Here is a 23,246-nt window from a genome sequence, read left to right as displayed (position 1 = left end):
TCAGCTGCGAAAGAGCCGAATTAGAAATGACGCTTGGACTTCCACAGCACGCCGCTCTTTAGCAGGCGGGGAACTCGTCCGATGACGGAGGTCTTGCCCATCAGGCCAAAGCCTGCACGCTTGCCCAGAGAGCCGAGGGTGCCCTTCAGCTTCAAAGGATGAACCTTGGGCTTCTCCTCATTCCACAACGCTTTCAAAACATGGCCGATCTGTTCTGCCTGGGCGCCAGCTGCCTGAGCACTTGGCACGAACGGAAGGCTGGCACAGTCCCCAATGACATAAACCTCAGGGTGTGAAGGTACCTGGTACCATTCATTCAGCATAACACGCCCGCTTCGATCCTTCGGCAATGCCAGCTTCTGCACGACCTCGACCGGCTGGATGCCCGCGGTCCATACCGTAATATCTGTGGCAATCGGCTGCTCAATGTTATATACCATGTTCGGTTCAACGCGTGAGACCGATACTCCGGACAGAATGTTCACGTCGTTCTCGGCAAACCAACGCTGAATATAGGCCGACAGGCGATTCGGGAAAGAAGAAAGTACCCGGGCACCCCGGTCCAGAATGGCGATGTTCAGATCAGGCCGGCTCTCTCTCAGATCCGCAGCGACCTCGATTCCACTCAGTCCGCCGCCCACAATATGCACTTGGCTATAGGGCTTCAGGTTGTTCAAGCGAAGATAAGACTCTCTCGCCCCCGAGAAGGACTGGAGACTGCACGTATATTCTGCTGCACCCGGCACACCGTGGTATTGATCTGTACAGCCCAGCGCAATGGCGAGCTGATCATACTCCATCGGGTCCTCCTGGTGAAGGTGAATGCGTTTGTGCTCCAGATCAATGGAGGTAACCTCTCCGTAATGAATCGTGAGCTTATCGTATTCAGGGAACTGGACGCGGAGCTCGGTATCTGCAACGGTACCTGCCGCCAGTGCGTAATATTCCGTTTTCAGTCCCTGATAAGGCATGCGGTCAATGAGCACAACCTCCAGGTCATGAGGAAGATAGCTGCTGAATAATTCCTGAATCAAGGCAAGACCGCCGTAGCCTCCGCCGAGTATGACGAGCTTTTTCATATATGTCTTCCTTTCTGCCGGCCAGAGCTTGCAGTCATCATCCTGGTGCCTGTGCCTTGGCCGGGGTGTCCTTATACTTCTTCTTAACCGCATGAAGCAGCGATAAACGGCTTATTCGTAAACCATGATCTCATTGTAAAACGTATCGCGCTCCACCGGGATGCGGCCTGCACCCTTGATCAGCCAGACCAGCTCTTTGCGGGTCAAGCCTTCCGGGGTCAGGGCACCGGCTGCGTGGCTGATGCGCTCCTTCAGGATCGTACCATGCACATCGGAGGCTCCGAAGCTCAGCGCCACCTGGGTCAGCTGGGCACCAATATTAATGAAGTACGCCTTGATATGATCAATGTTGTCCAGCATCAGGCGGCTGATCGCGATGGTCTTCAGATCCTCATAAGCGGAGTTGCGGCGCATAATGCCCGCATTCTTATTCTTCGGCTGCATAGAGAGCGGAATGAACACCATGAAGCCGTTCGTTTCGTCCTGCAGCTCGCGAATTTGTATCATATGGCGAATCCGGTCCTCATGACTTTCGATCGATCCATACAGCATCGTCGTGTGCGTGCGGATCCCGAGCTGGTGCGCAGTCCGGTGCACCTCCAGGTACTGATCGACATTTGCTTTATCTACTTTCATTTTTTGACGGTATTGATCGGACAAAATCTCAGCGCCGCCGCCGGTCAATGACTTCAGCCCAGCCTTCTGGAGCTCTTGAAGCACCTCGGCAATGCTAAGTCCGCTGATTCGCGTGAAGAACTCAATCTCTGCAGCCGTATACGCCTTCAAAGTAACCTCTGGAAAACGCTCATGGAGGGCTTTCAAGGAATCGACATAGTATTGAAACGGAACATGGTTATTATGCCCGCCAACGATATGAAATTCCCGGATTCCCGGATGAAAATGCTGCTCGACGTACTCAATCATCTCCGGACCAGAGAGGGTGTACGAGCCTTCCTCGCCCTGATCTTTTCGGAAGTTGCAGAAGGCGCAGTGAGATTCACACACATTGGTAAAATACAGGCTCATGTTCTCAATAAAATAAACCTTTTTCCCGTTTTTACGCAGATTGGCTTCGTTAGCCAGCTGTCCCAGGGTTAAAAGGTCATCCGTTTGGTATAAATATACACCGTCTTCCACATCGAGACGGATTCCGTTTTGAACTTTTTCTACGATCTCAGCCATTCTTTTGTCCATGGCCGGACTTATCAGGGTAGACATTCTATACCTTCCTCCTTATGACAGATCCCGAAGCATGCCTTCATGATGGAGATCTGTGTATCTTGGTGCGCGTCACGGGCGCGCTGCTGTCTAAGTACATCAACCAATGGGAGGCAGTCGTTATATTTACAATAATATGTGAAAAAATATACAACTATAGACCAGCCGCAGCCCATGGGCTCAGGGCAAACTGGGGAGCATAACGGCATGTAATCCAGCCTTCGACCTCTCAAGTTTCCTCCCTATTATAAACCCGACCTCTGCATGGAGCAATACAAACCAAGAGGAAAACGATGAAGAAGCTGGCTTGCCATAAGGGAAGCATGATCCTTGTTTAAAGTCATTAGAGATGCCGTGTAGACAGGGAGACCCTGGCTTGAGGGATGTCGTAATCTGGAGTATACTAAGACATGAAACGCGAAAAGGAGGGATACCTATGATTACAATCAGCGAATCAGCAGCAGAGCGACTGAAAGAGATGCTGTCTGAGCAGGAATTACCGAATATGTTCCTTCGTCTGGGCGTGACTTCCGGTGGCTGCAGCGGATTCTCCTATGCCATGGGCTTTGACGACGACGAGACGGAAAGTGATGTATATATGGATGTGCAGGACCTTAAAGTGGTGGTCGATAAGGAAAGCGTGAAGTATCTGAACGGCCTGGAAATTGATTTTGAAGAGTCGGGAATGACCGGCGGCTTCACCATTCATAACCCGAATGCGACCGTGACCTGCGGCTGCGGAAGCTCCTTCCGTACAGCAACCGATGCGGGCAAGCCGAGCGAGGAGCCTTGCTAGGACGCGCTTTCCGGGGAAGTGCGGATTGTACCTGTAAAAACGCAGTCCTCAATGGCGATTTGGTATAATAACAACCCTAAATTTAACGTTTAGGGATTGTGGATTACGGCCTTTATGACGGTAAAATAACCGTTATGGAGGTCGTTTTTATGTCGTTAAAGAAGTGTACGAAGAGTGTTACTACTGGAAAGAACTTTCCGCACCTCTTACCTTTGAGCAAGCAATAATTCTTCAATAGATACTTTTTCAACGTAAGACGCAGTAAATGAAAACGACCCCCGAAGGATTGCGCTTCAGCCTTGAAGCATAATCCTTCGGGGGTCGTATTCTTTCTTATGAAGCGAAGAAGAATTTCTCATTCAGCATAAAGATCACCATGGATGCAGCTACTAATGAAAAAGCGATGCAGCCCGCTCCGAGGCCTCTGCGCTTGTCCTTCAGAAATTTAAAGCCGATGGCAAAAATGAATACGGTAATGGCGGCCAGAGATAATGACATGCCAATCATGGCAATCCAGTATAGAACAGTGAAAAAAGCCTCCAATGTAAATGCCTCCCCTTACTAAAAATCCAGCATGATGCTCCGCGTAAAGCTTCCATAATACTATACGACAGATTGCAGGGTTTGGAAAGAGACAGCCTGATCCGCTGTGGTGATTAATTAGGGATAGCGGGACAATCATCCAAGAAGAAGAGGGCGGGGCTGAGTAAAATATAGCATCAGCTTTCTAGCGTAGAGCAAGTCAGTCTACTTCAGAGGAGGTGTCGGGGCATGGCAGCCAGACAATTGGCCAGCAAGTGGTTAAAGACCGAAGCGTTGCGGAGCGATCCGCGGTTAATTCCATATATCCCGGAAACGAAGGCATTATCCCCGGAGGCACTCAACTCCATGCTGCTAAAGCATGGGAAGGTGGTAATCAAGCCGGTCGTCGGTACAGGCGGGAACGGGGTGATCCTGATCCAGTCTAACGAAAAGGGCTACAGCGTCAGGCATCAGAGAGTAAGCCGCCATGTCAGCGCCTTCCCGGAGCTGCTTCGGCTCCTCTCCAGACTCCGGTTCAGGAGAGCCTATTTGATCCAGCAGGGTATTGAGCTGGCCACTATTCAGGGCCGGCCGCTGGACTACCGGGTCAAGGTGGTAAAAGATAAAGGCGCCTGGGCATGCCGCGCAATGGTAGGGCGGCTGGCACGGCGAGGGCTATTCGTGACCAATTTATGCAAAGGCGGAACGATGCTTCCTGGCAGGCGGGCTATCGCCCTTTCACTGCCACAGGCTAATGTGCCGCAGATCAGAAAGGATCTTCGAGCATTGACACGGATCGGCATTGAAGTGATGGAGAAGCATTTTCCAGGTATAGGAGAGCTGGGCTTTGATTATGGAATTGATACCGAAGGACGCATCTGGATCTTTGAGGTAAATACTCGTCCGCACTGATGATTTCATCAAAAAATTCCAATTTTGTTTACTTGATTCCCCTTTCGGGTAATAACAAAAGAATACTAGCTTGCCGATATAATATATAAATCTATTATTTTTTTTGGAGACCCACGGACGGCCGCAGCCTGTGTATAAATAATATCCCCATAATCCACTTTAGTTCCATGCAGGTTGGGGATAGTTACCAACATTTTGTGCACAGGATTTCCACAATGCCTTGTGGATAGACGAACGGTTGTTCTGTCATCCAATGTCTGATATGATGAATTCAGGAAAATTGAGGAAGGGGTGTATTCTGATGGCTATGTTAACGGATGAGATGCTTTTGGATTCCTACTATATGGCGGTAGAACTGAAGCTTGAACGGGAATTCATATCTCTTCTGATGGCGGAGATCCAGAAACGGAACCTCAACACCGATTCCATCATGCTCCTGCATTAGTCCGCCGGCAGTCACCTACTATATATAGAGCAGCACCTATGGCAATAGCTCCATTCTGTTGCCTCATAGAAAAGGTATCTTTCATGCCGCTGGCCTTGGGCCTGCAGAAGAAAGATACCTTTTTTGTGTCCTTACATCTTCATATTGGTGCTGTGCCCCGGAGACAGCCGGGCGTCCGGATCAAAATAAACCTTCGCGTTATTTACAGCCGTCGGTGCCTCGCCAAAGCCAACTGCGATCAGCTTAACCTTGCCCGGATAACTGGTAATATCCCCGGCGGCGAAAATGCCGGATACGCTCGTTTCCATCCGGGAATCGACCACAATGGAATTGTTGTCAATCGCAATACCCCACTCTGTAATAGGGCCAAGCGAAGAGACAAAGCCGAAATTGACAATTACATCATCGACCTCAATATCCTGCTCTTCCTTGCTCTTAATATGAGTCAGGGTCACCTTCGTAATCTGGTCCTCACCGTGAAGCGCGGTAATCTCGGTAGGGGTAATGACTTGTACACTGGAGCTCATAAGCCGCTCTACGCTATGCTCATGGGCACGGAACTTATCCCGGCGGTGTACAAGGGTAACCTGCGCAGCCAAAGGCTCCAGCATCAAGGCCCAGTCAACGGCAGAGTCTCCGCCGCCGCTGATCAGCACTCTCTTGCCCTCAAAGCGTCTCAAATCGCTGACAAAGTAGTGCAGGTTGCGTTCTTCAAAAGCGGCTGCATTCGGCAGCTCCAGGCGCCGGGGCTCAAAGGCGCCAACCCCGGCCGTAATGATCACAGACTTACCGTGATACTCGCCCTTATCCGTCTTGACGATAAAATGGCGTTCCGCGGCTTTCTCCACCGTATGGACCTTCTCATCAAGGCGGATATCGGTATCGAAATGATCCATCTGCTTGGATAGATTGTTAACCAGCTCCTGAGCGGTCACTTTCGGGAAGCCGGCGACATCATATATATACTTCTCGGGATATAATGCAGACAGCTGTCCCCCGAGCTGAGGCATGCTCTCGATCAGTTTCACCGAGGCCTGCCGCATGCCGCCATAAAATGCGGCGAACATGCCTGCCGGGCCTCCTCCAATAATGAGCAGGTCGGTCATTGACTCCTGCGGTATATCTGTCATGGGGGTACACCTCCGTTTTTTTTATAAACCATTCCAGCAATTCATCATTATTATAATGCTCTTTACCCCTCAAAGAAAGCCGAAGGAGCAGGGGAGGCGCTTTCACGGGATGGAAGCAGGCTTTCCTATAATGATAATCCGGCATATGCAAGCTGGGGTGGTTTTTCCTAGCTAAATTACCGCTTGATCTTTGTTCTGAAACTGTCTATGATTAACGTGATAACTTGCGTCATCATGTGTCAATCTCAGCGGGCTCTAATCCAGAGCTCTCTATTTTTTTATGTTATATCACAGGGTACCAAACGTATATTTCTGAAATCCAATTATATAGATAAGCAAGCTTGGAAGGAGCAGGAAGATGAGCAGCATACCGAAAATCGTAATCCTTGGAGCGGGTTACGGCGGCATTTTAACAGCGCAGCGGCTGCAAAAGGAATTGAATTATAATGAAGCAGATGTCACGCTGGTCAATCGCCATGACTATCATTATATAACGACCCATCTGCATATGCCCGCTGCAGGAACAGACAGCATCGAGAACACCAGAGTATCCATCTCGAAGCTGATCGACGAGTTCAAGATTGATCTGGTCAAATCCTCTGTACAGGAGATCCGGCTCCATGACAAGAAGGTCATTCTTGAGGATGGTACCCTTTCCTATGATTATCTCATCATTGCCTTGGGTGGTGAGCCCGAAACCTTCGGGATTCCAGGACTTGCAGAGCATGCCATGTCCATCCGCAGCATCAACTCGGTCCGGCTGATCCGCTCCCATATCGAGCATCAGTTCGCGCTCTACAAGAATGAACGCCGGCCGCAGGAGCGGATTAATTTCGTTGTGGGCGGTGCAGGCTTTAGCGGCATCGAATTTGTGGCGGAGCTTGCGGACCGCATCCCGAAGCTGTGTAAGGAATATGATGTCGATCCCGCACTGGTCAATATCTACAATGTCGAGGCGGCCCCTTCGGCCCTTCCGGGCTTCGCGCCGGAGCTGGTGGATTACGCAATGGAGCTGCTGACGCGTAAAGGCGTTACCTTTAAGCTCGGCACCGCAATTCAGGAGTGTACTCCGCATGGCGTCGTCTTAAGCACCGGAGAGGAGCTTCGTTCCAACACGGTCGTGTGGACGGGAGGAATCCGGGGCAACCGGCTTATTGAAGCTGCCGGACTTGAGACGATGCGCGGCCGGGTCAAGGTGGATGAATATCTGCGGGCACCGGGGCATGATCATATTTATATTATCGGTGACAATTCCCTGGTGTTGAACGGGGAGCGCCCTTACCCGCCAACGGCTCAGATGGCCATCCAGCAGGGCATCTGCTGCGCACAGAACATTGTGGCTACTATTCGCGGCAAGGTGCTGCGGAAGTTCCAGTACCAGCACAAGGGCACCGTAGCTTCCCTGGGCAAGGGACAGGGCATTGGCGTCGTGGGAAGCAAGCAGTATCAGGGCTGGAAGGCAGCGCAGCTGAAGAAGCTGGTGGATCTCCGGTATTTGTTTATGATCGGCGGCATTCCGCTCGTACTCAAAAAAGGACGGTTTCTATAAATGAGACATTGCAGTGTACAGGTACGCGGATTGCTGGAGCGGCAGGAGCTGGACCGTTATAACGCGCTCATGGAGGTCGGATTCTATCTGGAATCCCAGGAGCGCTATGACCTCGCCTACTCTATTCAGCAGGAGGTGGACCTGCTCATTATGCCGGCGATCGAGCGGCTGAAGGAGAAGAGCAGGGCGAGGGATGCGGCTACCGCGGAATATCTTCAGTCTCTTCGTGAGGACGAGAATTAGAATGAACGTTGGATAAGCTATGATAAAGGGGCTGTCCCCAAAGTAGATTCTTGTTTAACGAGGCAGCTCACTTGAGTGAGATCTGAAGCAAAAAATAAAGACATGGCGGAGTCAGGGAGGTGATCCCAGCACCGCCATGTCTTTATTTCGGTCTATTGCCGCCTTCTTGAGCAAATCTCCCTTGCCAGAATAAATTCAAAGAAATTTGGGGGCAACAGCGAGGGGAGGAACGTTTCGTCTCGCGCATGGCATCTCGCAACAACAAACGAGGCCATCCCGCAAGACCCTAGATCTTTTGGGACAGCCTCTTTATAGTTCATGCAAGTGCTAAACCTTCATCAGCTGGTTAAAGTCATCGGCCTGAAGCAGGTTGCCGACGTAGAACGGACCGAACTCGCCGAAGCGCGCGCTGACTTCATCAAAGCGCATCTCATATACAAGCTTCTTGAACTGAAGTGCATCATCTGCGAACAAGGTTACGCCCCATTCCCAGTCGTCAAAGCCGACCGAGCCGGTGATAATCTGCTTCACCTTACCGGCATAGCCGCGGCCGATCAGGCCATGGCTTTGCATCATCGTGCGGCGCTCATCCATGCTGAGCATGTACCAGTTGTCCTGCAAATCCCGCTTCTTGTTCATCGGGTAGAAGCAGATGTGCCTGGACTTGGGAAGCTCCGGCTTCAGGCGGGCAATCACATGCGGATTCTCCATCGGATCGCCGCCGGAAGATCCGGCCAGGTAATTGCTGAGCTCCACTACGCTTACGTAAGAGTAAGCCTTGGTCGTATACTTGGCAAACGTCGTCTTGTTAAAGGCATTTTCGATTTCGTTCAGCTCCTCCAGCGTCTCGCGAAGGTGCATCAGCACGAAGTCAGCCTTTTGTCCAACAATCGTGTATACAGCAGTACTGCCTTGCTTGCTCTCCCCGGTGGCTTCCCAGGCGGAAAGAAATTCATTGAGCTCTTCCAGCGCAACTGCGCGCTCCTCTTCATCCGCGGCCTTCCAGGCCGGCCAATGGATGGAACGAAAATCATGCAGAGCGTACCAGCCCTCCAGGGTCATGGCAGCTTCATTCATATGATCACTCCTGTTTCATCGTGAAATGGTTAGGTCAGGCATATCTTCCTACATTGTAGCGAAGGAGGGGCTGAAGGGCAAACCCTGACACAATCTATTCATGGAATATTCGTTGATAAGCGACATTTTTTTTAGTAAACTACTAACTAGTCCGTCCGGTTTTGCGGCGGTATAAAGAAGAGGTGAAGGTCGGCAATGCTTGAATTGATCCCCGTGTTGGTACTGATGATATTATTTTTTGTAATGATGTTCGGGATTGGCTTTATATTGAACATGCTGATGAAGACGACCTGGTTTCCGTGCTATCTATTCGTGCTTGTCATTCTGCCGGTGGTAGTATACAGTATGTGGAACTCCAGCGAGACCACGTTCCTGAGCCATATCGGCTCGTACGGCCTGGTGGATTATTTGACCGGGATTGCGGGGCTGGCAGGTGCGGTGCTGAGCGGCTGGGCGATTCATGTCCTGCGCGTCAAGGGCTTTAAGATGTTCTAAGGTAATGTTGGATTGTGTCTGATGTCATTGGCGGCTCACCCCATTCGGGCGGGTCGTTTTTGTTTCTTTTTTCACAGGTGGTTTCATAGAATTTAGTTGGATTTAACAGATATCGTCCTCTGTATTTATGATAGAATAGAGGCAGTCTATTTTCGGCCGGGACCTGTTCTTGGCGAAAAAGACGGGGAAGGAGCTTACACCATGCGCATGACTAATTTTTTGCATTATACCGAGAATCACCGTTACTGCGTGTACCGCGACTTCTGCCTGAGCGGCTTGGATGACAAAATGCTCAGTTCCATTTATCAACCGATGGTTGGCGCCTTCGCCATCAGTCTGTACCGCTTGCTGTGCACACATGTGCCGCTGGAAAAGGTGGGGTACTCCCCGATTGATCAGCAGCGCCGCCTGTTTCTGACGCTTGGCCTGGAGCCCAGCGAGAAGGGCCGCCGCTACCTGATTGAGCAAACCTCCAAACTGGAGGCGGTAGGGCTGCTGCAGACGAGCCGGCTTTATGCTCCGGAAAATGACGATTATATATATGAGTACGAGCTGCAGACACCATTGTCGCCCTCGGAATTTTTTAATACACAGCATCTGACACTGCTGCTGCGTGACAAGGTCGGCAAATTCGCCGTGCTTGCCCTGCGGGAGCAGCTGTGGAGCAAGGAACCGCAGGAGTGGACTGGCGTTTCCTTCAACAAGGAGAACATCTCGGTTCCTTTCTATGATATTTTTGAGCTGAATACGCATGTGATTGATTACGAGCTCGAGCAGGCGCTGACCGAGGTGGAGACGCCGCGCAAGCAGGCGGTTCCTGTAGTCTCTGCGGGAGAAGGCGGATTGAATTATGCGGACATTATTTTGCGCTTTCCGCGTGAATCGCGGAACCGCGTCTTTGTGGAACGGCTGCGCCATGACCATGAACAGCTGGGTGTCGTCAATTATGTAGTCCGCAAGTATGACCTGAATGTGCAGGATTTATGCCGTCTGCTGGATGAAGATGGGATTTTCTCCAGTCAGGGTGAGGTTATGCTCGATGATCTCCAGCACAAGGCAAGTCTTCATTTCCGTCAGGGCATGAAGCTGCAGGAGAAGCGTCAGGTGACCGCAGGCAAGGTGGTCGCTTTGCATCAGGAGCTGAGCGCCGATCAGGACGTGCCGGCAGAGGAGCATGCAGTCCAGAGCGAATATTACGTGGAGGTTCCGCTGCAATTTCAGTCCAAGTGTGATATTCACCAATATAATATGATGCTTCGCAATGAACCGTATACCCGGCTGCTGCAGACCTTTTTTCCGGGCTCGGTGCCGGCTCACTTCATGGATATGTTCGAGAAAATCGACCATAGCTATAAGCTTCCGGGCGAAGTTATTAATATTCTGATTCATTATCTGATGTCTTTAATTGCTGCAGGCGGCGACCAGCGGATCAACCGGAACTTTGTCGAGGCGATTGCCTCCAACATGCTGCTCAAGCAGGTCGACACCTATGAGAAAGCCGTCCAGTATATCCGCGACCAGGCCAAGAGCAAGGGCAAGCAAGCGGCTGCCGCTTCACGCACGCGTACATACGCCAAAGGGGGGAAGGGCAAGCCGGAGATTCCGGTTGCTCAGACCTCTGCCGGCGGAGAGAGCGTTACGGAAGAGGAGTATGAGGAAATGCTAAGACTGGCTGCCGAGATGCAGACCTCCAAGAAGAGAGGCTAGGGCGTTAGCTCAAATGCATGATATGAACCTATGAAAGAAGGTGATGACGATGGAATCCCTCGGACAGCTGCTCGACAGTATGAAAAGTCCGGCCTTCCGCCGCAGATCCGACGAGCTTCTGGGCCGGATTCTGAGTCATCCGCTGGTGCTCCGCCTGAAGGCCGAGCATCCCGAGCTGGATGAGCAGGCGATCAACAGGAACCTGAGCCGGATCTATCAATATACCAAGGACCATGACCATTGTCAGCATTGTCCGGGCCTGGAGCGTTGTCCGAATGATTTTCAAGGGCATTTCAGCAGCCTGGATATTCAGACGGTTAACGGCAAGGCAGAGATTTACGAGCGGAAGACGCCTTGTGCGCTTCAGATTTCCCGAATGAATGAGGAGCAGATCAAGAAGCGCGTCCGCAGCTTTTATGTGGACGAGCGGGCCCTGGAGGAAGGCTATAACGAGGTTGAGATTATGTCGAAGGATCGGCTTCGCGCCCCGGCGGTGAATCAGGTCTTCCGTTACATCCGGGATACGAAGGAGAACGGCTTGTCGCCCCGGGGGCTGTATCTGACCGGCTCCTTCGGAACCGGAAAGACGTTTCTCATGTGCTATCTGCTGCATGAGCTGGCGAAGGAAGGGCACACCGGTGTTATCGTATATATGCCTGACTTCGTGGAGGATATCAAGTCGATGCTGCAGGAGAGTGCGAAGCTGAAGGAAAGCATTGAGGTGATGAAGCATTGTGACCTGCTTATCTTTGATGATATCGGGGCAGAGAACCTGAGTCCCTGGGTCAGAGATCATGTGCTGGGCTCGATCCTGAACTTTCGCATGAACCGCAAGCCGACCTTTTATACGTCCAATTACCGGCTGGACGGACTGGAGCAGCATTTGAGCTTCACCAGCAAGGACGGCGAAGAGAGCCATAAAGGACAGCGCCTGATGAACCGGATTGCGCCGTTTGTTGATGAGATACAGCTATTTGGTGAGAATCAGCGCGGAAATATGAGGAGATCTTAAGCGTTTCTGTCTATCCCCCAAAAAAGAAGGTATCCCGCAGGCCTGGATCAGGCCGGGGATACCTTCTTCTTTGGGACTCTTGAGCGTTTAGCTGATGATGAACTTTACAATGACCATTGCGAAGAATATAACGAGCATAAGGACAAACATGCCCCCAAAGCCGAGCATCAGGTCGAAAAAGTCATTGCGGGGTTCTTCATTCACATGCTCCCGAGGATCTACTACGTGCACGTTAGCGTCCATGGTGCTGCCTCCTAAACTGCCGACGATGGCGGTCTCTCCGCCAGCATACGGTTGTTACTAGTAGTATACTGGGTGGGCAGCAAGTTTGTAAAGAATATCGGCACAGCCGGGTGCGTTTCCTGATTTCGCAATCGGCAGAAGAGTGTGGTATACTATGGGGGCCGGCTTAGACATAATAGTTTAAGCACCGACTGAAACGATATTACAGTAAGGAGGAGAAACTCATGGCTATCGTCAATGTATCCGACCAGACTTTTGCGAACGAAGTAGAAGGTCAAGGAACGGTTGTAGTTGATTTTTGGGCGCCTTGGTGCGGTCCCTGCAAGATGCTGGCTCCAATCCTGGATGAGTTGTCCCAGGACCTCGGTGATGATGTGAAAATTGCGAAGGTGAATGTGGATGAGAATCCAGAATCCGCATCCCGCTTTGGCGTAATGAGTATTCCTACGCTGATCTTCTTTAAAGACGGCCAGCCTGTCGATAAAGTAGTAGGGCTCAACTCCAAGGAAGCTCTGAAAGGCATTATCGCGAAGCACCAATAAGCATAACGCTGAGACTTGCAAGCACTCATACAGCGCCTTCGGTATTGATTTGCCGGAGGCGCTTTGTGTGATTTCCCCCCTTGGAGAGGAGGAGAAGGATGGAGGACTTTGCGCGTAGGCTTCAGGAACAGGAGAAGGCCATGGAGAAGATTCGCAACAAGCTCGCGCTGCTGCCTGACCAGTCAGGCTGCTATCTGATGAAGAACGGAGAAGGCACCATTATTTATGTGGGCAAGGCGAAGGTTCTCAAGAACCGGGTCCGTTCGTATTTCACCGGCAGTCATGACGGCAAGACCCAGCGGCTCGTTTCGGAGATCCGTGACTTTGAATACATTGTGACGAGCAGCAACATGGAGGCTCTGATTCTGGAGTGCAACCTGATCAAGACGCATCAGCCGCGTTACAACGTTCTGCTTAAGGACGACAAGACCTATCCTTATCTAAAAATAACTCACGAACCGCACCCCCGCCTCATTGTGACGCGGAAGGTGCTTAAAGATAAAGCAAAATATTTCGGCCCTTATCCGAATGCCTATGCGGCCCATGAAACGAAGAAGCTGCTGGACCGGATGTATCCGCTCCGCAAATGTGACGTCATGCCAAAGGACGTATGCCTCTATTACCATATGGGCCAGTGCATGGCGCCCTGTGTGAAGGACATTCCGCAGCAGGCTTATGAGGATATTACGAACGACATTCGCGGCTTTCTGAGCGGCGGGCATGAGGAAGTGAAGAAGGAGCTTCAGCGGAAGATGCAGGAGGCTGCTGAGGAGCTGTACTTCGAGCGGGCCAAAGAGCTTCGGGATCAGATTATGCATATTGATGCCATCATGGAGAAGCAGAAAATTACGACCGCAGATACCCGGGACCGGGACGTGTTCGGCTATTGGACAGACAAGGGCTGGATGTGTGTGCAGATTTTTTATATGCGCCAGGGCAAAATGGTTCAGCGCAACACGTCGGCTTTCCCGTATTACGGCGAAGCCTACAGTGATTTCCTGTCCTTCGTAGCCCAGTATTACAGCGACAATCCGGCGCTGCCGCAAGAGATTCTGCTTCCTTATCCCGTGGAGGCCTCGGAGCAGGCTGGAGGAGAGCCTTCCGAAGGCGGGGAGGCGGCTGGCACAGCTGAAGCCTCTTCGGAGCAGCAGGCTGCAGCGTCTGTCAGTGCGGCGGCGCTGCAATCTATGGTTCCGGTTCCAAAGGAGCCGCTGGCGGCCGAAGCAGCATTAGAAGCGGAAGCAACGGAGAGTGAGGAGGACGCGCTGCAGGACAATCCGCTGCAGCAGCAGATCGCCCGTCCCGGTGCGGTGGAGCCCTCAGGAGCGGCTTTAGCACTGCAGCAGTGGATTGGTGTCAAGGTGTATGTGCCGCAGCGCGGCACGAAGCGTCAGATGGTTGGCATGGCGGTGGACAACGCCAAGGTCGCGCTGAACGAGAAATTCCGCTTGATTGAGCGGGATGAAGAGCGGACCACGATCGCTGCTGCCAATCTCGGTGAGGTCATCGGTATTGAGAAGCTGCACCGGATCGAAGCGTTTGATAACTCCAACATTCAGGGAGCAAATCCGGTCTCGGCGATGGTGGTATTCACTGATGGCAAGCCGGACAAAAAAGAGTACCGTAAATATAAGGTACGCTCCGTACAGGGGCCGGATGATTATGAGACGATGCGCGAGGTGATCCGGCGCCGCTATGAACGAGTGCTGAAGGAGAATCTTGCCATGCCGGATCTGATCGTTGTGGACGGTGGCAGAGGGCAGATCTCGGCAGCGTCTGACATTTTGCAGAACGAGCTGGGGCTCTTTATCCCGGTCTGTGGTCTGGTCAAGGATGCCAAGCATAAGACAGCTCAGCTGATGGTCGGTGACCCGCCGGAGCCAGTCTCGCTGCCGCGGGACAGCCAGGAGTTCTATCTCCTGCAGCGCATTCAGGATGAGGTGCACCGGTTCGCCATCTCATTTCACCGCGAGCAGCGGGGCAAGTCGATGGTCACCTCGAAGCTGGATGCCATTCCCGGCATTGGCGAGAAGCGGCGCAAGCTGCTGCTGAAGCATTTCGGCTCGGTGAAGAAGATCAAGGAAGCCAGTATTGAGGATTTCCGCCCGTTATCGATTGGCGACAAGTTGGCGAGGCAGATTCTGAAGGCGTTGAATGACGAGATGCAGACCGATGGCGGAAACGAATAGAGAGGATGAATTCGTCTCGCCAAAGCAAGATTAATAATAAAGACATGGAAGAGTCAGGGCGGTTAGCCCAGCTCCTCCATGTCTTTATTTGGATTGATTCAAAGAGACAGCCTCTTTTATAGTGTCATCGCAGTGCTGTATGAATCGCTTTATGCTGCGGGGCCGGGAAGGATCTTCGGACGATGGAAGACATGGATCAGATACCCCACGATGGCTGGCAGCAGCATGTAGAAGATGCCTGTGAGTATGTTCCCTGTTCCATTCATCATCGCCAGGCTGAAGCCCATCAGGATGCTGTTAAAGACGATGTGGGAGAACATGACCGCCAAATATCCATACCGCAGAAAGATAAAGCTGAACAGTAAACCGATAACGATGAGCTCGATCGGCCTTGATATGATTGGGAAAATAGGATACAGCGTATGCCCCAACGCCCAAATCAGGGACGAAATCAGACTTGCGGCCAGCGTGCTCCGGAATATCTTGGACAGCATCTTAATGCCAAACAGGCGGTATACGGTTTCTTCCATGATGCCGGCAAACCATGCCATCAGAGGGAACAGCCACGGATACAGCATATTGTAGGGAGATTGGCTGGCGTCAATGGTTGACCATGTGTTCAGTGTCAGCCCGAGAACGACAAAAATAATTGACTGCACGCCCATCAAGATAAATGCCCATACATAACCCAGCTTCATGCTCTGCAATACATAGCGGCCATAACCGGTCTCACGGACCTCGGGAAAAGGATTCAAGCCATCCTCTTTGAGCCACAGCCCTGTTCCCCCGGCAAGAGAGAAGTAGACCAGGGCCGAAAAGACTAGGGAGTAGCCGGCATAGAAGAGAAGCCGCCCGCCGATCATGGTCTCCGACATCCCTTGAGCTTCATAGGACGGCAGCATATTGTACACATTGAGCATTTGCGTTACAAACACGATGACTGCAAGCAGAACGCCTCGCTTCCAGGAGATGTACATCCGGGTTCTGACGCTGTAAATGACGGCCAGGATGCCCAGGAGAAGGGTGAACAGCCCGTAGCCCAGCAAGGTAAGCAGCACGGCAGCCATGGTCTGCTGATCGACATAAGCCAGATGAGATTCAGGAGCGGCAAAAGCCGGCTCGAAAGAACGAAGCTGTCCGTTCTCAAAAGTAAAGGCAAGCTGCAGCACCGCATCCCCGGCCTTAGCATCAGGGTCCCGGTAGATCAGCCCGGGCTCACGTTTGCCTGTGACCATCGTCAGCTGCTCGGGATCATAGCCTGCGCGCTGTACCCAAGGGGCAGCTAAAGCCTGCTTCTCCGCAAGCGTCAGCTCTCCTTCGAGCAGGAGCAGTAGCTGCCGCTGCGCCCGGCCCTCCTGCAGCATGGCGCCCTCATAGCCGGAGTCCTGCGAATCGTAGGTGAAGCCGGCAATTGCTCCGGTATGCATATTGACATCGACATGGATGGCATTGCTATTTCCTTGATCGAGAGTGACCCGGTACAGCTCATAAGGATATTTCTCCTTGAATTGTTCGTCATAGAGCTGCACCAGCTTCTCCTTCATCAGGTAGCCGTAAAGCTCAGAGCGCGCAGTATATGTCACTAAGGGCTCTTGGCTGCTGCCGGGACTCAGCGTCATCTGTTCGGTATAAAAGCGCTGTGCCGCCGCTGCTGCTTCGGATTTGTCGATGGGCTGGGGTGTTGACGCCCCGGAATATAGTGCAGGGTACACCTGCAGGGCGAGAAACAGTATACAGCCGGCCAAAGCCATCAGGAGCAAGGGCTTGAAATCTGGCCTAAGGACCAGCGGGGAGCCTGACCGATTCATGATGTCCCTCCTTTATTGCGAAATGGATTTTCAGTTTGATGACTCTGTTGAAGGCTTTGTTATTTAGAAGTATATAGGCTGGGATGCCGGGAGCACAAATAAGGGCGCATGGTCCAAGGAAGGAAACCTTCAAATAGCTTGAAAAAAACTGAAAACACGGGAAAGATTTCGAAAACCTCAGAAAAGGGGATGCTGTGATTCTGGAATATGGCTAATTTGAACCTTTTTACATGGATTTCCGTCAAAAACGGTTTTGGATATTCCCTGGCTGCATGCGTTATAATCACATCATGTCAGAACGTCATGACGATAATTGAATAGATCAGCCGAGTTTCGATAAGAAAACGGGGGAACCATGTAATTGGGGTGAATTTCGCTTTTTGCAGGAGAAGCGAATAGGGCAGCCTGTGATATGCCCGAATCCGTCAGCTAACCTCGTAGGCTGTGTGCACAGGGACCCAAACGCGATAAAAAGGCATTGGATTTCCAGTGTCTTTTTTATGTGCCATTTTTAAGAGGTGAGCAAAGTGAAACGGAAGTTGAAATGGAAGCTGAAATGGCTCCGCTTGTCCCCGCCGCAGTTTCTGGTTGCGGGCTTTAGTGCCATTATTTTGACGGGGGCTTTTCTGCTGATGCTTCCCATAGCCAGCGAAAGCGGGGAAGGGCTCGGATTTATGGATGCCTTGTTTACGGCCACCTCTGCAACCTGCGTTACGGGTCTTGTCGTTGTGGATACAGAAACGTTCTTCAGCACGTTTGGGGAAATCGTCATTATGTGTATGATACAAGTAGGCGGCCTGGGCTTTATGACGATGGCTACTTTGATTGCACTGGTTCTCAAGCGCCGAATCTCGCTCAAGGATCGGCTGATCCTGCAGGAGGCCATGAATCAGACCGCTATGGAAGGGATCGTGCGGCTGATCCGAAGAGTGCTGCTGTACTCCTTGTATATTGAAGGGGTGGCGGTAATCATTTATACGGCCAGATGGGCATTCGATATGCCCTTGGGCAAAGCGGCCTATTTTGCTGTTTTCCACGCGATCAGCCTGTTTAACAATGCGGGCTTTGATCTGTTCGGAGATTTCAGAAGCCTGACGGGTTATGTGAGTGATCCTTTTGTTAATCTTACGAGCCTATTTCTTATTATATCCGGCGGAATCGGTTTTATTGTAATGTCAGAAATCGTAGATTATAAAACCCGGCGGAAGCTGTCCCTGCACTCCAAGGTGGTGCTGTCCATGACGGGAGCGCTGATTGTGATCGGTACGGTCATTATATTTATATTTGAATTTACGAATGTCAAAACGCTGGGCGCACTGGGCTGGGACGGCAAGCTGTGGGGCTCCTTGTTCCAGTCCGTCACGCCGCGGACGGCAGGGGCCAACACCTTGAATATTCCGGATTTGCGCCAGGCCACTCAGTTTTTTATCATTATTCTTATGTTTATTGGAGCATCGCCGGGATCGGCGGGCGGGGGAATCAAGACGACGACCTTTACGATTATGATCGGTGCCGTCATTTCGATGATTCGCGGACGTGATGATATCGTGCTGTTCCGTCACCGGCTGGCGCAGGAGCGGATCTTTAAGGCACTGACGGTCTCTCTGCTGGCTCTGCTGTTTATTGTAGCAGTGGCTATGGTGCTGTCTACAACGGAGGATGCGAGCTTTTTGGCGATTCTGTTTGAAACGGCCTCGGCATTTTCTACGGTAGGATTGTCCATGGGACTGACGCCCGAGCTGTCCCTGCTCGGCAAGGTACTGATTACGGTGACCATGTTTGCGGGCCGGGTCGGCCTGCTGACACTCGTATTCGCGCTCGGGCCGAAGAAGGGAAAAGAGCTGTACCGGTATCCGGAAGGCAAAATGATTATTGGATAAGGGGATAGAAGGACATGAAACCAAAACAGTTTGCGGTGATCGGCCTTGGTCGCTTCGGCGCCAGTCTGGCGCTGGAGCTGATGGACCTTGGCTATGAGGTGCTGGGCGTGGACCGGGACGAAGAGATTGTGGAGGATATGAGCGATCTGCTGACACATACCGTTGTTGCGGATGCTACGGATGAAGAGGTGCTGAAATCGCTAGGCATCCGAAACTTTGACTGCGGGATTGTGGCCATCGGCGATGATATCCAGACGAGCATCCTGACGGCAATTCAGCTCAAGGAGCTTGGTGTGAAGACGGTCGTAGCCAAAGCGATCTCGGTGCTGCACGGAAGGGCTCTGGATAAGCTGGGCGTGGATCGCGTGATTTTTCCGGAGCGGGATATGGGCATCCGGGTCGCGCATCAGCTCGTGACTCCCAATCTGGTGGACTATATGGAGCTGTCGAAGGATTATTTGCTGGTGGAGATGACCGTAACCGAATGCATGGACGGCAAAACGCTCAGCGAGCTGAACACCCGGACGCGATACGGAGTGAGCGTCGTGGCTCTCAATCAGCATAAGGGTATTATTGTGGCGCCGACGGCGATGGACGTCCTCAAGGCGGGAGATATAATGGTCGTCATCGGAACTAAGAATAATATTGACCGCTTTGAAGGTGAAGTCGTTAACACCTAAGGTGAAGCCTGCGGGCCAGGCCGGGCATGAAGCAGTGTGTGAAATAGGCAGGCGGGACAGAATACTCTGTCTCGCCTGCCTATTGTCGTTTCAGCAAGGAAAGCGGTGAAGCATTAGTTATCGGCTTGCCGCCGCTCTTCCGCGAGCTTGCGGAATAGTGCTTCGGTCTCTGCAATCCAGCGGCTGGCCGCGCTGCTGAGCTCGGAGGCTTCACCGTAGATAAGGCTGGTGGTGCGCCGGGTCTCGATGAGGACCGGAATGTGGATATCTACAAGTCCGTTGTCGGCCAGCAGCTGCGGCCGAAGGTATGACTTGGGAAGCAGTGCGGCGGCTTTGCAGGTGGGGAGGAGCCGGACAATTGCTTCAAAGGAATCAATCTCCATGCGGATGTCCGGCATAATGCCCCACCGATGAAACAGATCATCGGTCAGCTTGCGGTACCAGGTGCCGGTCGAGAAGATGATCATCGGCAGCCCCTGCAGCTGCTCGATGCCCACCTCGGGCGCATCAGCCAGCGGATGTCCCTCAGGCAGTACCAGCTCCAGGTGGTCGTCAAAGAGCGGGATGCAATTAAGGCCCGCCTGGGAGATGGAGGAAGCGACAATTCCCACATCGACCCGTTTGTCCCGCACGGAGGACACGATTTCATGCGTTTTGCCGGTAATGAGCTTGATCTCCGCCGAAGGATGGCGCTCCATGAAGGCGTTCACCAAGGGGGGCAGCGTTGTTTGAAGAGTCGTGAGGCTGGCTCCCAGGGTAATTGTGATCTGTTCTCCCTCGCGGTAGTGAGCCAGGGTCTGCATGAAGCGAAGCTGGTTCTGCCGCTGTTCAAGGGCGTAAGTGTACGCCAGCTGTCCGATGGAGGTCAGCTCCAGCCGCTTGCCGCGCCGGTTAAACAGCTGTACCCCCAGCTCGTCCTCCAGCTTGGCAATCTTGCGGGAGAGGGCGGGCTGGGACAGATTCAGCAGCTTGGAGGCTTTGTTCAAGCTGCTCTGTTCTACCACAACAGCAAATACATCCAGTTCATCGAACAAGGGTTTCACTTCCTTATAAATGGGTAACGTCTCGTTATGCGTGTATATTATAACGTTTAATAATTATATTGCAATTCCATTATAAGAAAAAAAGGAGTAACATAAAATGTGACACATGATGTTCGCAGTCTGCCCTGTTTTGTAGAATCATGTCACAAACAGATCGCATTATGCTGTATCATGAAAGATGGGTTACTACCTCACAGTGATTGGATTCATGAAAACGCTATACACAATGAAAGGGGAACGTCCACTGATGAAAGGGTATTATTCCAGAAAGCTGCATTCCTTGCTAGGGGTCATCCCGCTCGGCGCCTTTTTAATCGAGCACCTGCTGACGAACTATCAAGCGTATGAAAGAGGGAAAGAGGGATTCGACAAGGCGGTTAACCTGTTGAACAGCATGCCGCTGGTTCTGTTCCTGGAAACGTTTCTGATCTGGCTGCCGCTGCTGTACCATGGAGTTTACGGCTTGTACATTGCCTATCAGGCGAACAACAACATCGACCGATACAACTACTCCCGCAATATTCGCTTTACGCTGCAGCGGATTACGGGCGTCATCACGTTTGTGTTTGTCATCTGGCATATGTACGACACCCGCTTCCAGGTGGCCATCGGCAACATTACGCATGAAGAGCTGGGAGCTGCCATGCATGAGATGGTTACCAATCCGCTGATCTTCGTCCTGTACGTGATCGGGATCGTGTCGGCATCGTTCCACTTTGCAAACGGCCTGTGGGCGTTTATGGTCAGCTGGGGCATCACGGTCGGACCGCGTGCTCAGCGTGTATCCTCATACATCTGCATGGGCTTGTTCGTTATCATGAGCGTAATGTTCGTTATGGCGCTGAATGCATTCCGCGGCTCGGAGTTTGAAGAAGCTGCCGCAATGATTGATATGATCCAAACAGTTCTAAGCTAAGGGGAGTGACCTAAGAATGGCATCTAACATTATTGTTGTGGGCGGAGGCCTCGCAGGCTTGATGGCTACCATCAAGGCAGCAGAAGCCGGAGCACACGTTCATCTATTCTCGCTGGTACCGGTTAAGCGTTCCCACTCTGTATGCGCGCAAGGCGGCATTAACGGAGCCGTGAACACCAAAGGGGAGGGCGACTCACCTTGGGAGCACTTTGACGACACCGTTTACGGTGGAGACTTTCTCGCGAACCAGCCGCCGGTAAAAGCTATGTGTGACGCGGCACCCGGCATCATTCACCTCATGGACCGCATGGGCGTTATGTTCAACCGGACGCCGGAGGGCTTGCTGGACTTCCGCCGCTTCGGCGGCACGAAGCATCACCGTACCGCGTACGCGGGGGCTACAACCGGCCAGCAGCTGCTGTACGCGCTGGATGAGCAGGTTCGCCGGTGGGAAACTGCAGGACTCGTAACGAAGTACGAGAACTGGGAATTCCTGAACGCCGTGCTGGATGACGACGGCGTATGCTGGGGCATCAATGCACAGGATCTGCGCACCATGGAGCTGCGCGCATTCCGTGCCGACGCGGTTATTTTGGCCAGCGGCGGTCCTGGTATTATTTTTGGCAAAACGACCAACTCGGTTATTAATACAGGTACAGCGGCAAGTGCTGTGTACCAGCAGGGTGTTCACTACGCCAACGGCGAGTTCATCCAGATTCACCCGACAGCGATTCCGGGCGATGACAAGCTGCGCCTGATGTCGGAATCCGCCCGCGGTGAAGGCGGCCGGATCTGGACCTATAAAGACGGCAAGCCATGGTATTTCCTCGAAGAGAAATATCCGGCTTACGGCAACCTGGTGCCTCGTGACATCGCAACCCGCGAAATCTTCTCTGTCTGCGTAGACATGGGACTCGGCATTAATGGCGAGAACATGGTTTACCTGGATCTGTCCCATAAGGATCCGAAGGAGCTGGATGTGAAGCTCGGCGGCATCATCGAAATCTATGAGAAATTCATGGGTGATGATCCCCGCAAAATCCCGATGAAAATCTTCCCGGCGGTCCATTATTCCATGGGCGGCATGTGGGTCGATTACAACCAGATGACGAGCATTCCGGGTCTGTTTGCAGCCGGCGAATGTGAGTATCAATACCACGGCGCGAACCGCCTGGGAGCGAACTCTCTGGTATCCGCCATCTACGGCGGAATGGTTGCAGGGCCGAAGGCAATTGAATATGTGAAGGGCCTGAAGAAATCGTCCGAGGATGTTTCCTCCAACGTGTTCGAGCGGGCAGTCAAGGAGCAGGAGACGAAGTTTAACGGTCTGCTGAACATGCAGGGTACCGAGAATGCTTATGTGATTCATAAGGAGCTCGGCGAGTGGATGACCAACAATATGACGGTGGTTCGCTATAACGACAAGCTGGAGCAAACGATCCACAAGATCAAAGAACTGAAGCAGCGCTACAAGAACATCAATATGACGGACACATCCCGCTGGAATAACCAAGGGGCAGCGTTTACCCGCCAGCTGTGGAACATGCTGGAGCTGGCTGAGGCAATGACTCTGGGCGCCCTTATGCGGAACGAAAGCCGCGGTGCCCACTACAAGCCGGAGTTCCCGGACCGTAATGATGATGAGTTCCTGAAGACGACCAAAGCCGCGTGGACGGCGGATGGACCGCAGATCTCTTATGAAGAAGTGGATGTATCCTTGATTACACCGCGTATTCGCGATTATTCGAAAGATAAGTAAG

The 23,246-nt window shown here is 52.2% G+C and carries 22 protein-coding genes and 1 riboswitch; of the genes, 14 read left to right on the top strand and 8 right to left on the bottom strand.

Annotated elements, in window-relative coordinates:
* Window positions 1–20 precede the first annotated feature (20 nt).
* Together JJQ72_RS07770 and mqnE are read right to left on the bottom strand one after the other, a co-directional pair.
* Entirely contained in the window at window positions 21–1,079 is a 1,059-nt protein-coding gene (locus JJQ72_RS07770; RefSeq protein ID WP_138226921.1) for an NAD(P)/FAD-dependent oxidoreductase, read from the bottom strand.
* Window positions 1,080–1,190: 111 nt separating this feature from the next.
* Window positions 1,191–2,297, bottom strand: coding sequence for an aminofutalosine synthase MqnE (gene mqnE / locus JJQ72_RS07765; RefSeq protein ID WP_138226920.1), 1,107 nt, complete (start codon window positions 2,295–2,297; stop codon window positions 1,191–1,193).
* 436 nt (window positions 2,298–2,733) lie between these two features.
* On the opposite strand from mqnE, the gene JJQ72_RS07760 reads away from it, so the two are divergent.
* Window positions 2,734–3,093 (top strand): HesB/IscA family protein, encoded by a 360-nt coding sequence (locus JJQ72_RS07760; RefSeq protein WP_138226919.1) that lies wholly within the window; start codon window positions 2,734–2,736, stop codon window positions 3,091–3,093.
* Window positions 3,094–3,426: 333 nt separating this feature from the next.
* On the opposite strand, the gene JJQ72_RS07755 is transcribed toward JJQ72_RS07760, so the two are convergent.
* Window positions 3,427–3,636, bottom strand: coding sequence for a hypothetical protein (locus JJQ72_RS07755; RefSeq protein WP_138226918.1), 210 nt, complete (start codon window positions 3,634–3,636; stop codon window positions 3,427–3,429).
* A 228-nt stretch (window positions 3,637–3,864) separates the two neighbouring features.
* On the opposite strand from JJQ72_RS07755, the gene JJQ72_RS07750 reads away from it, so the two are divergent.
* Both JJQ72_RS07750 and sda read left to right on the top strand, forming a co-directional pair.
* Window positions 3,865–4,527: a YheC/YheD family protein gene (locus tag JJQ72_RS07750; RefSeq protein ID WP_208203288.1), complete on the top strand. Its 663-nt coding sequence runs from the start codon at window positions 3,865–3,867 to the stop codon at window positions 4,525–4,527.
* 301 nt (window positions 4,528–4,828) lie between these two features.
* Window positions 4,829–4,972, top strand: coding sequence for a sporulation histidine kinase inhibitor Sda (sda, locus tag JJQ72_RS07745; protein WP_138226916.1), 144 nt, complete (start codon window positions 4,829–4,831; stop codon window positions 4,970–4,972).
* Window positions 4,973–5,103: 131 nt separating this feature from the next.
* Here the strand turns inward: sda and JJQ72_RS07740 are convergent, their stop codons facing one another.
* A complete protein-coding gene (locus JJQ72_RS07740; RefSeq protein WP_208203287.1) occupies window positions 5,104–6,102 on the bottom strand; it encodes an NAD(P)/FAD-dependent oxidoreductase in 999 nt (332 codons plus the stop codon).
* A gap of 358 nt (window positions 6,103–6,460) precedes the next feature.
* On the opposite strand from JJQ72_RS07740, the gene JJQ72_RS07735 reads away from it, so the two are divergent.
* On the top strand, window positions 6,461–7,651 hold the full coding sequence (locus JJQ72_RS07735; RefSeq protein WP_208203286.1) for an NAD(P)/FAD-dependent oxidoreductase: 1,191 nt from the start codon (window positions 6,461–6,463) through the stop codon (window positions 7,649–7,651).
* Window positions 7,652–7,894: a hypothetical protein gene (locus JJQ72_RS07730; protein WP_208203285.1), complete on the top strand. Its 243-nt coding sequence runs from the start codon at window positions 7,652–7,654 to the stop codon at window positions 7,892–7,894.
* A gap of 327 nt (window positions 7,895–8,221) precedes the next feature.
* Here the strand turns inward: JJQ72_RS07730 and hemQ are convergent, their stop codons facing one another.
* The gene (gene hemQ / locus JJQ72_RS07725) at window positions 8,222–8,971 is read right to left on the bottom strand and encodes a hydrogen peroxide-dependent heme synthase (protein WP_208203284.1); all 750 of its coding nucleotides are present in this window, start codon (window positions 8,969–8,971) and stop codon (window positions 8,222–8,224) included.
* Window positions 8,972–9,166: 195 nt separating this feature from the next.
* Here hemQ and JJQ72_RS07720 point away from each other — a divergent pair, with 195 nt between their 5' ends.
* The 3 genes from JJQ72_RS07720 to dnaI all read left to right on the top strand — a co-directional run bounded on the left by JJQ72_RS07720 (window position 9,167) and on the right by dnaI (window position 12,185).
* The gene (locus tag JJQ72_RS07720; RefSeq protein WP_138226908.1) at window positions 9,167–9,466 is read left to right on the top strand and encodes a YuiB family protein; all 300 of its coding nucleotides are present in this window, start codon (window positions 9,167–9,169) and stop codon (window positions 9,464–9,466) included.
* Window positions 9,467–9,667: 201 nt separating this feature from the next.
* A complete protein-coding gene (locus tag JJQ72_RS07715; RefSeq protein ID WP_138226907.1) occupies window positions 9,668–11,173 on the top strand; it encodes a DnaD domain protein in 1,506 nt (501 codons plus the stop codon).
* Between the two features lie 49 nt (window positions 11,174–11,222).
* Window positions 11,223–12,185: a primosomal protein DnaI gene (gene dnaI / locus JJQ72_RS07710; RefSeq protein ID WP_208203283.1), complete on the top strand. Its 963-nt coding sequence runs from the start codon at window positions 11,223–11,225 to the stop codon at window positions 12,183–12,185.
* Between the two features lie 87 nt (window positions 12,186–12,272).
* On the opposite strand, the gene JJQ72_RS07705 is transcribed toward dnaI, so the two are convergent.
* The gene (locus JJQ72_RS07705) at window positions 12,273–12,428 is read right to left on the bottom strand and encodes a YqzM family protein (protein ID WP_208203282.1); all 156 of its coding nucleotides are present in this window, start codon (window positions 12,426–12,428) and stop codon (window positions 12,273–12,275) included.
* Between the two features lie 224 nt (window positions 12,429–12,652).
* On the opposite strand from JJQ72_RS07705, the gene trxA reads away from it, so the two are divergent.
* Together trxA and uvrC are read left to right on the top strand one after the other, a co-directional pair.
* The gene (gene trxA, locus JJQ72_RS07700; RefSeq protein ID WP_138226905.1) at window positions 12,653–12,970 is read left to right on the top strand and encodes a thioredoxin; all 318 of its coding nucleotides are present in this window, start codon (window positions 12,653–12,655) and stop codon (window positions 12,968–12,970) included.
* A gap of 98 nt (window positions 12,971–13,068) precedes the next feature.
* Window positions 13,069–15,159, top strand: a complete 2,091-nt coding sequence (uvrC, locus tag JJQ72_RS07695) for an excinuclease ABC subunit UvrC (RefSeq protein ID WP_208203281.1) — start codon at window positions 13,069–13,071, stop codon at window positions 15,157–15,159.
* Between the two features lie 149 nt (window positions 15,160–15,308).
* Here the strand turns inward: uvrC and JJQ72_RS07690 are convergent, their stop codons facing one another.
* A complete protein-coding gene (locus JJQ72_RS07690; protein WP_208203280.1) occupies window positions 15,309–16,967 on the bottom strand; it encodes a CPBP family intramembrane glutamic endopeptidase in 1,659 nt (552 codons plus the stop codon).
* A 314-nt stretch (window positions 16,968–17,281) separates the two neighbouring features.
* Window positions 17,282–17,426, top strand: a riboswitch (cyclic di-AMP (ydaO/yuaA leader).
* Window positions 17,427–17,506: 80 nt separating this feature from the next.
* On the opposite strand from JJQ72_RS07690, the gene JJQ72_RS07685 reads away from it, so the two are divergent.
* Both JJQ72_RS07685 and JJQ72_RS07680 read left to right on the top strand, forming a co-directional pair.
* Entirely contained in the window at window positions 17,507–18,847 is a 1,341-nt protein-coding gene (locus JJQ72_RS07685) for a TrkH family potassium uptake protein (protein WP_233281260.1), read from the top strand.
* Between the two features lie 14 nt (window positions 18,848–18,861).
* Window positions 18,862–19,527 (top strand): potassium channel family protein, encoded by a 666-nt coding sequence (locus JJQ72_RS07680; RefSeq protein ID WP_138226902.1) that lies wholly within the window; start codon window positions 18,862–18,864, stop codon window positions 19,525–19,527.
* A gap of 113 nt (window positions 19,528–19,640) precedes the next feature.
* On the opposite strand, the gene JJQ72_RS07675 is transcribed toward JJQ72_RS07680, so the two are convergent.
* Window positions 19,641–20,561: a LysR family transcriptional regulator gene (locus JJQ72_RS07675; RefSeq protein WP_208203279.1), complete on the bottom strand. Its 921-nt coding sequence runs from the start codon at window positions 20,559–20,561 to the stop codon at window positions 19,641–19,643.
* 256 nt (window positions 20,562–20,817) lie between these two features.
* On the opposite strand from JJQ72_RS07675, the gene JJQ72_RS07670 reads away from it, so the two are divergent.
* Together JJQ72_RS07670 and sdhA are read left to right on the top strand one after the other, a co-directional pair.
* Complete coding sequence (locus JJQ72_RS07670) at window positions 20,818–21,486, top strand: succinate dehydrogenase cytochrome b558 subunit (RefSeq protein WP_208203278.1); 669 nt, start codon at window positions 20,818–20,820, stop codon at window positions 21,484–21,486.
* Window positions 21,487–21,502: 16 nt separating this feature from the next.
* Window positions 21,503–23,245 (top strand): succinate dehydrogenase flavoprotein subunit, encoded by a 1,743-nt coding sequence (gene sdhA / locus JJQ72_RS07665; RefSeq protein ID WP_208203277.1) that lies wholly within the window; start codon window positions 21,503–21,505, stop codon window positions 23,243–23,245.
* Window position 23,246: the final 1 nt, after the last annotated feature.

This window comes from Paenibacillus sp. F411, assembly GCF_017582705.1.
Lineage (GTDB): Bacteria > Bacillota > Bacilli > Paenibacillales > Paenibacillaceae > Paenibacillus_AQ > Paenibacillus_AQ algicola.
This window is presented reverse-complemented; position numbering and strand designations above follow the sequence as displayed.

Bases quoted from the DNA above. Each gene is read 5' to 3' on its own strand.
- mqnE (WP_138226920.1), bottom strand. From the start codon at position 2,297: ATGTCTACCCTGATAAGTCCGGCCATGGACAAAAGAATGGCTGAGATC.
- JJQ72_RS07740 (WP_208203287.1), bottom strand. From the start codon at position 6,102: ATGACAGATATACCGCAGGAGTCAATGACCGACCTGCTCATTATTGGA.
- JJQ72_RS07750 (WP_208203288.1), top strand. From the start codon at position 3,865: ATGGCAGCCAGACAATTGGCCAGCAAGTGGTTAAAGACCGAAGCGTTG.
- JJQ72_RS07730 (WP_208203285.1), top strand. From the start codon at position 7,652: ATGAGACATTGCAGTGTACAGGTACGCGGATTGCTGGAGCGGCAGGAG.
- JJQ72_RS07735 (WP_208203286.1), top strand. From the start codon at position 6,461: ATGAGCAGCATACCGAAAATCGTAATCCTTGGAGCGGGTTACGGCGGC.
- sdhA (WP_208203277.1), top strand. From the start codon at position 21,503: ATGGCATCTAACATTATTGTTGTGGGCGGAGGCCTCGCAGGCTTGATG.
- JJQ72_RS07760 (WP_138226919.1), top strand. From the start codon at position 2,734: ATGATTACAATCAGCGAATCAGCAGCAGAGCGACTGAAAGAGATGCTG.
- JJQ72_RS07670 (WP_208203278.1), top strand. From the start codon at position 20,818: ATGAAAGGGTATTATTCCAGAAAGCTGCATTCCTTGCTAGGGGTCATC.
- uvrC (WP_208203281.1), top strand. From the start codon at position 13,069: ATGGAGGACTTTGCGCGTAGGCTTCAGGAACAGGAGAAGGCCATGGAG.
- JJQ72_RS07720 (WP_138226908.1), top strand. From the start codon at position 9,167: ATGCTTGAATTGATCCCCGTGTTGGTACTGATGATATTATTTTTTGTA.
- dnaI (WP_208203283.1), top strand. From the start codon at position 11,223: ATGGAATCCCTCGGACAGCTGCTCGACAGTATGAAAAGTCCGGCCTTC.
- JJQ72_RS07770 (WP_138226921.1), bottom strand. From the start codon at position 1,079: ATGAAAAAGCTCGTCATACTCGGCGGAGGCTACGGCGGTCTTGCCTTG.
- hemQ (WP_208203284.1), bottom strand. From the start codon at position 8,971: ATGAATGAAGCTGCCATGACCCTGGAGGGCTGGTACGCTCTGCATGAT.
- JJQ72_RS07715 (WP_138226907.1), top strand. From the start codon at position 9,668: ATGCGCATGACTAATTTTTTGCATTATACCGAGAATCACCGTTACTGC.
- JJQ72_RS07690 (WP_208203280.1), bottom strand. From the start codon at position 16,967: ATGAATCGGTCAGGCTCCCCGCTGGTCCTTAGGCCAGATTTCAAGCCC.
- trxA (WP_138226905.1), top strand. From the start codon at position 12,653: ATGGCTATCGTCAATGTATCCGACCAGACTTTTGCGAACGAAGTAGAA.
- sda (WP_138226916.1), top strand. From the start codon at position 4,829: ATGGCTATGTTAACGGATGAGATGCTTTTGGATTCCTACTATATGGCG.
- JJQ72_RS07705 (WP_208203282.1), bottom strand. From the start codon at position 12,428: ATGGACGCTAACGTGCACGTAGTAGATCCTCGGGAGCATGTGAATGAA.
- JJQ72_RS07680 (WP_138226902.1), top strand. From the start codon at position 18,862: ATGAAACCAAAACAGTTTGCGGTGATCGGCCTTGGTCGCTTCGGCGCC.